Source organism: Nocardioides sp. CCNWLW239 (assembly GCF_037137035.1).
Lineage (GTDB): Bacteria > Actinomycetota > Actinomycetes > Propionibacteriales > Nocardioidaceae > Nocardioides.
Map to the genome: position 1 here is coordinate 336,932 of NZ_JBBBNW010000006.1, position 6,958 is coordinate 343,889.

The 6,958-nt window shown below is 69.1% G+C and carries 7 protein-coding genes and 2 tRNA genes; 1 reads left to right on the top strand and 8 read right to left on the bottom strand.

Translation table 11 applies throughout. The annotated features are described in order from the left end of the window. Nucleotides 1-74: 74 nt before the first annotated feature. Nucleotides 75-1,085 carry a hypothetical protein gene (locus WBG06_RS22230; RefSeq protein ID WP_336739335.1) on the bottom strand — a complete coding sequence of 337 codons (1,011 nt, stop codon included), beginning with the start codon at nt 1,083-1,085 and terminating at the stop codon, nt 75-77. Nucleotides 1,086-1,295: 210 nt separating this feature from the next. Between WBG06_RS22230 and WBG06_RS22235 the strand changes: the two genes are divergently transcribed. Next, nucleotides 1,296-2,075, top strand: a complete 780-nt coding sequence (locus WBG06_RS22235; protein WP_336739337.1) for a zinc ribbon domain-containing protein — start codon at nt 1,296-1,298, stop codon at nt 2,073-2,075. A gap of 67 nt (nt 2,076-2,142) precedes the next feature. On the opposite strand, the gene tig is transcribed toward WBG06_RS22235, so the two are convergent. From tig to WBG06_RS22270, 7 genes are all read right to left on the bottom strand, one after another. After that, a complete protein-coding gene (tig, locus tag WBG06_RS22240) occupies nt 2,143-3,552 on the bottom strand; it encodes a trigger factor (protein ID WP_336739338.1) in 1,410 nt (469 codons plus the stop codon). A gap of 72 nt (nt 3,553-3,624) precedes the next feature. Beyond that, a tRNA-Pro gene (locus tag WBG06_RS22245) sits at nt 3,625-3,697 on the bottom strand. 35 nt (nt 3,698-3,732) lie between these two features. After that, nucleotides 3,733-3,806 (bottom strand) — tRNA-Gly (locus WBG06_RS22250). 116 nt (nt 3,807-3,922) lie between these two features. After that, nucleotides 3,923-4,999 (bottom strand): PP2C family protein-serine/threonine phosphatase, encoded by a 1,077-nt coding sequence (locus WBG06_RS22255; RefSeq protein WP_336739340.1) that lies wholly within the window; start codon nt 4,997-4,999, stop codon nt 3,923-3,925. A 66-nt stretch (nt 5,000-5,065) separates the two neighbouring features. Beyond that, on the bottom strand, nt 5,066-5,926 hold the full coding sequence (locus WBG06_RS22260; protein WP_336739342.1) for an Fpg/Nei family DNA glycosylase: 861 nt from the start codon (nt 5,924-5,926) through the stop codon (nt 5,066-5,068). 7 nt (nt 5,927-5,933) lie between these two features. Further along, a complete protein-coding gene (locus WBG06_RS22265; protein WP_336739344.1) occupies nt 5,934-6,452 on the bottom strand; it encodes a ribose-5-phosphate isomerase in 519 nt (172 codons plus the stop codon). A gap of 320 nt (nt 6,453-6,772) precedes the next feature. Next, a partial coding sequence (locus tag WBG06_RS22270; RefSeq protein WP_336739346.1) for an HNH endonuclease signature motif containing protein occupies nt 6,773-6,958 on the bottom strand: 186 nt, incomplete at its 5' end.

A 6,958-nucleotide genomic window follows, 5' to 3' on the forward strand; every position in this document is an offset into this window, starting at 1 on the left:
AGAACTGCACCGTCCGGTGGTCGCCTCACGATCCGCGTCGCGCGTGAGGGTCGAAAGCTGTGCCCGTGCCGGCGCTACGCCAGCCAGCGCAGCAGCGCGTCGTGCACCGCCGGATGGTTCGAGAGCGGCGTCTCGTCGGTCGAGAGCGTGAACCGCTCCGCGGTCGGGAAGAGGTCGCGCACCCGTCGCGACCGCAACGGAGTCTTGTGCCGCCACCACAGGATCTCCCCGAAGAGGCGCCCGACCCGGTTGGGTCGCGAGGTCGCCTTGTCGGTGACCAGCAGGTAGTCCACGTCCGGCCGCGGCGGCAGCATCGCCTCGTCCGCACCGACGACCGCGATCCCAGCGAGGTGCTCGTCGAGCTGCTTGCCGACCCCGCTCGAGATCGGCGCCGACGTGACCGCGTAGGGAGTCGTGCCGAGGGCGATCAGCTCGGTGACGTACGTGGTCCACGGTCGAGCCGCCGAGGTCGCCACCCCGAGCGCGTTGCGGGCGATCAGGCCGCCGCCGGCGTACCCGACCAGGACGATGCGAGGTGAGTCGGCCGCATCGATGGGCGACTCCGCTGCCAGGGCGTCCATGCACTCCTGGATCCGGCTGCTGAGCGCGACCGCGGCCGGCACCGACGCGCTGCCGGCCGAGACGTGCAGGTGCAGCGGCATCCAGCCGAGCAGCTCGGCGAGCCGGTCCGCGTACGTCGCGCCGGTCGACTCGGAGCCTGCGTCCCAGACGGTCTCGTCCCGGCCCGTCGGCGGGATCAGGACCAGGACACGAGAGCTCGTTCCCGCGTGCCGCTGCACCGCCGCCCACTCCTCCGGGCTGACCGATCGGCCCTGGTGACGAACGCCGACCGCGGGCCCGGACTCGGCGGTGACGACGCCGCGGACGATCGGCGTCGCGAGCGCGAACGGAGCCACGAACGGCCGCCGCGCGAAGGCCGTGATGCGCCAGGCGAACCGGGCCAGCCCGACGAGGCCGGCCACCGTGCCCTGGCCGCGGTCGAGCTGCTCCGCGGCATCGGGGTCCACCGGGGCGTCCTCGACGTTGAGGACCACGGCGCGGACGGTCTCGGGGCTGGAGCTCACGCTGGAAGCGTAGGGCCTGCGCCGCGGAGCCGGGTCCATCTGCGCCGTACGGTCCCCACGATTGTGTCTCGGATCACATCCCCGCCGTGGTATCTCGTACGTTTGCGTTCACTCGCGCGTATGGTGTTTGTGAGGCTGTTGTTACAGAAGTTACGTGACGATGGCCGTCTTCACGGGTTACCGTCGAAGGGGGAAGGGGGTGACGGTCCGGTGAGCGACGAGAAGGAGTCACGCTGCCCGTCGTGCGGCGATCCGCTGCTTCCGGGAGCCATCTTCTGCATCGGCTGCGGCAGCTCGCTGCTCGCTCCCCCGGAGCATCACCGCCCGCTCTTCGTCGACGAGGTCGACGACGCGGCCGCTCCTCGCAGCACCCGTGGATTCGTCTTCGACGACGGGCCCGAGCCGACACCGTCGATGTCGCCGGGCTCGCCTGCCCAGGACCCGCGCACGAGCCGGACCGCCCCGATCCTGGTCGCGATCGCGGTGCTGGTGCTCGTCGCCGGGGTGCTCGGCTTCATCGTCGGCAAGGACGGGAACCGCCCGGGCCAGACCGAGGCGAACCCTTCGACCAGCCCCACCACGACCACGCCGTCGACCGAGCCTTCCGTGGACCCCGACGCGCCCCCGGAGGACCAGCTGCTCCGTATCTCCCGGGTGGACACCGAGGCAGCCAGCAAGCTCATCGGCACCTGGATCCCGCAGCTCGCGGCCGTCGGTGCCGGCGACGGCGGCGACGCCGACTGGCACAGGGCACTGTCTCGCTACCAGAAGCTCAAGTCCGACCATCCCGACGTGCTGCTCCTCGACACCGGCGAGTGGCCGAGCTCCTACGTGAAGCCGGGGATGTACGCCGTCGTGGTGCCCTATCCCAGCGACACCTCCGCGCCCGCACTGGAGTGGTGCGTGGAGCAGGGTCTGTCCCGGACCCACTGCGCGGCCAAGCACCTGGAGGTCTCCGGCGACCCGACGGACAACTACGACTCCCAGTAGCTCCAGCGTTGCCACAAGACGAAACCGCCCCTGCCCGGATCGGGCAGGGGCGGCGTACGTCTGATGATCAGGCGTCGGTCTTCTCGGAAGCCTCGTCGCTCTCAGCAGCCTCGTCGGCGGCCTCGTCAGCGGTCTCGGGCTCGTCCTCGCCGATGGTGCCGTCAGGGCGCAGGTTCTTCAGCTCGACGTGGTTGCCGGACTCATCGGTGACCGTGGCGGCCTCGACCAGCTGGGCCAGCGCCTTGCCGCGCAGGATCTCCTGGACCAGCTCGGGCACGTGGTTGTGCTCGAGCATGTGGTTGACGAACTCCTGCGGGTCCTGACCGGACTGCTGCGCACGGCGCATCATGTGCTCGGTCAGCTCCTGCTGCTCGACCCCGATCTCCTTCTCCTTGGCGATCTGGTCGAGGATCAGCTGGGCGGCGACGGCGTCACGAACGCGGCGCTCGAGGTCGGCCTCGAACTCCTCGATCGTCTGCTCCTCGTCCTCGAGGTACTTCTCGAAGGTGAGGCCGGCGAAGCCGAGCTGCTGCTCGATGCCCTCGCGGCGCGCGTTGAGCTCGTCGGCGACGATGCTCTCCGGGAGCGGGATCTCGACCTTCTCCAGGAGGGCCTCGAGGACGGCGTCACGGGCGGCGGCGGCCTGCTCGAGGCGCTTGCCGTTGCCGAGGCGGGTGCGGACGTCCTCCTCGAGCTCCTTGACGGTGTCGAACTCGCTGGCGAGCTGGGCGAACTCGTCGTCGTACTCCGGGAGCTCCTGCTCCTGCACCTGGTTGACGGTGACGTTGACGTCGACCTCCTGGCCGACCAGCTCACCGCCCACGAGGGTGCTCTTGAAGTCCTTGGACTCGCCGGCGGACAGACCGGTGATGGCCTCGTCGAGACCGTCGAGCATGCCGCCCTTGCCGACCTGGTAGCTCATCCCGACGGCCTCGGCGCCATCGACGTCCTCGCCGTCCTTGGTGGCCTTCAGGTCGATGACCACGAAGTCACCGTCTGCGGCGGGGCGCTCGACGTCCTTGAGGGTGCCGAAACGCTCGCGCATCGCCTGGATCTGCTCCTCGACGTCAGCGTCGGTGAGCTCGATGTCGTCGACCTTCGCCTCGATGCCGGCGTAGTCGGGCAGCGTGATCTCGGGCTTGACGTCGACCTCGGCGGTGAACTCGAGGGTCTCGTTGTCCTCGAGCTTGGTGACCTCGATCTCGGGCTGCGCGAGCGGCTCGAGCGAGTTCTCCTGGAGAGCGTCGAAGTACATCTGCGGGAGGACGTTGTTGACCGCCTCGGAGAGCACCGCACCGCGGCCGACCTGCTTGTCGATCACCTGGGGCGGGACCTTGCCCCGGCGGAAGCCGGGGACGTTGATCTGCTTGGCGATCTGCTTGTACGCCGCGTCGAGGCTCGGCTTGAGCTCCTCGAAGGGCACCTCGACGGTCAGCTTGGCCCGGGTCGGGCTCAACGTCTCGACGGCGCTCTTCACAGGGTGTCTCCTGTCGTTTGATTCTGAGAATGGTGTCGCATGCAGGGGCTGTATGGATTTTCAGGGGAGATGTCGGGGCGACAGGACTCGAACCTGCGGTCTCCTGCTCCCAAAGCAGGCGCGCTAGCCACTACGCTACGCCCCGTCAAGGGCCCCTCCCCAATCAGCGGGAATGGCACTTGGAGCGGATGACGGGAATCGAACCCGCGTAATCAGTTTGGAAGACTGAGGCTCTACCATTGAGCTACATCCGCGCACGCGAGAGCAGCTGCCCTCGTGCGACCCGCGAAATCCTGCCATAGATCTGGCTCACACCTGTAACCGGCTCCCCTACTGGCCGGTTTCACCGGTCGGTTCGGTGCCGTTCTCGTCACCGTCTCCCGACAGCGACGAGCGCGCGATCGTCCGCGCTGGCGCTCAGCCCTTCGAGCAGGCGGCGCGCGCCGCCCCCACGTCCGGTGACCGCGAGATGGTCCGCGGTGGCGACCAGATTGCCGATGCCGTGGTCGAGATCGACGCCCCGCGCCTCCACGACCCCGTCGGTGTAGAGCATCACCATGTCGCCCACCCCGAGCGTGCCGAGACAAGGGTCGAAGTCGACGTCGTCGATGAGCCCGAGCACCGGGCCGTCGCTCTCGGCCTGCTCCCAGCGACCGGTCGCCGCGCGGCGTACGAGCGCGGGCGGGTGGCCGGCCGTGCGGATCTCGTAGGCACCGGTGCCGAGGTCGATGGAGAGGTAGACGGCGGTCGCGAAACCCTCCTGCCAGTCCTGGCGGAGCAGGTAGCGGTTGGCGGCGGGGAGGAAGTCGGCCGGCGGGACCGCGCCCAGGAGGCCGCCGAACGCGCCGGAGAGCTGGAGCGCGCGGGTGCCGGCACGCTCCCCCTTCCCGGAGACGTCGACGACGACGACCTCGAGCCGCTCGCCTGCCCGCGCGGCCACCACGAAGTCGCCGGCGAACCGGGTGCCACCCGCAGGCAGCACCGCCGAGTCCGCGAGCCACCCGGAAGGCATCGGGGGGATCGCGCCCTGGTCGAGCTTGTGGGTCAGGTCGAGCAGCATCAGCTCGTCGCTCAGGCCGCCGACCCCGAGGTAGGTGCGGCGCATCGCGACGAACAGCACGATCGCGCCGAGCAGGAAGTGCACCCCGATCGCGGCGGCGTCCCGGTCGGAGAGCGTGACCCGGCTGGCGGCGACCACGATCATCACCATCACGAAGACGACGAACCAGCTGAGCGTACGCGGCCCGAGCAGCACTGCGCCGAGCAGCAGCGGCACGGTGAGGACGGCCACCGGGACCACCTGCAGCCAGCCGGTCTGAGCCGCCGCGAGGACGGTCAGGACGATGGTGAGCAGCCCGAGCCACAGCACCGCCCGCAGCTCCGGGTCACGGAACCTGCGGCGGATCGCGTTGCTCCGCAAGAGGTCTGCGAAGGCATGGCTCGACATGGCCTCACTCTAGGTCTCGAGGTGGGGGCTGCGTGGTCGTTCTCGCAGGCCGGAGAGTAGTGCGGGCTACTTCCTCACGGTTGCCCGGGGCCGGTAGGTGCGCTGGCACTTCGGGCACCAGAACAGGTTGCGCTGCTGAAGCTCCGTGGTGCGTACGCTCGTCCCGCAGACCAGGCACGGCTGGCCGTTGCGGCGATAGACGTAGACCTCGCCGCCGTGATCGTCCTTGCGCGGCGGGCGACCCATCGCCTCCGGCGTGTGCTCGTCGCGGACGGTGTCGATGCGGTTCCTCTGGACGCCGAGCTTCATGAGCTCGACCAGGTCATCCCAGATGGCCTCCCACTGCTTCCTGCGCAGCGTGTTGCCCGGCCGCATCGGGTCGATCCGGTGCCGGAAGAGCACCTCGGCGCGGTAGACGTTGCCGACTCCCGCCAGGACGGACTGGTCCATCAGCAGCGCACCGATGCTCGTCCGGCTCCGGCTGATCCGCAGCCATGCTCGGTTGGGGTCGGCGTCGTCGCGCAGCGGGTCCGGCCCGAGCTTCGCGACCACCGCGTCCCGTTGAGCCGCGGTGACGAGGTTGCATGTGGTGGCACCACGTAGATCTGCGTAGGTCCCACCCTCGGTGGCCGAGCCGGCGGAGACCAGACGGAGCCGGACCTGGCCGACCGGCAGTGGCGGTTCCGCCGTGTAGGGCTTGAGGTCGAGCTTGCCGTAGAGGCCGAGATGGATGTGGACGTACTGCTCCCCCGGGAACTCCACGAACAGCTGCTTGCCCCATGCCTCGGCCCCGGCGACGACCTGGCCGTCGAGGAGCGCCGCGGAGTCGGCGAACCGTCCCTGCGGGCTGCTCACCCGCACCTGTTCGCCGGCGAAGGCGTCGCTCAGATCGAGCGCGAGGCGGTGGAGGGTGTGCCCCTCGGGCATCCCCGGATCAGTCCTGGTCCTCGGCCGGCCCCAGGCCCTTGGCCGACTCAGGGAGCGGCGGACGTACGCCGTCCGCGTCGTAGGCGTGGAGTTGCTCGATGCGGCGTACGTGCCGCTCCTCGTCGCTGAACGGCTCCGCCAGGAAGATCTCGACGAACTTCGTCATGTCCTCGAGACTGTGCATTCGGCCGCCGACCGCGACCACCTGGGCATTGTTGTGGTCGCGAGCGAGCTTGGCGGTCTCCTCGCTCCACGCGAGCGCGCAACGGATCCCGGTCACCTTGTTGGCCGCCATCTGCTCACCGTTGCCCGAGCCGCCGATCACGACCCCGAGGCTGTCGAGCCCCTGCTCCCGGTCCCGAACCACACCCTCGGCCGCCCGGATGCAGAAGACCGGGTAGTCATCGAGTGCGTCGTAGACGAACGGGCCATGGTCGACAGGCTCGTAGCCGAGCTCCGTCAGACGGTCGATCAAGTGGGACTTCAGTTCGAGACCGGCGTGGTCACAGCCGATGTGGACGCGCATGCGTCCATCTTCTCTCACCCGGGGCTCATGTTCGGATTTGGTGTCTCTTTGGGGCTGGGGGCTGTCCTCGGTGTTGGTCGTGTCGCTGGGGCTGGGCCGCCGACCCGTTGTGGATGGTGTTCTCGGCGGGGTTTGGCGCGGATTCCTTTGGCTGGGTAGGTGCTTGGGGACTGGGGCTGGGGTCTCTCTTGGCCGGGGAATGTCTCGTCGGTGCTTTTACTAGCCGATGACACCTTGTGAAGCGTTCACAAGGGACGGACAGCAGGGAAACACCCCGACAGTCCGACCCTCCCCGGGCGGCAGCAACGCGGCGGGCAGGTTCAGGTGCGGCGGGTGAACCGGATCCGTCCATCCGGCAAGCGCTCATACCCATAGTTCGGGTCGTGGATGCGGCGATGATCCCGTGGGCACAGCAGGACCATGTTCGCCAGGTCGGTTCTGCCGCCTTCGGCCCAGGGGTTCAGATGGTGGGCTTCGGTCCAGGCGGCTGGGGCGTCGCAGTCTTC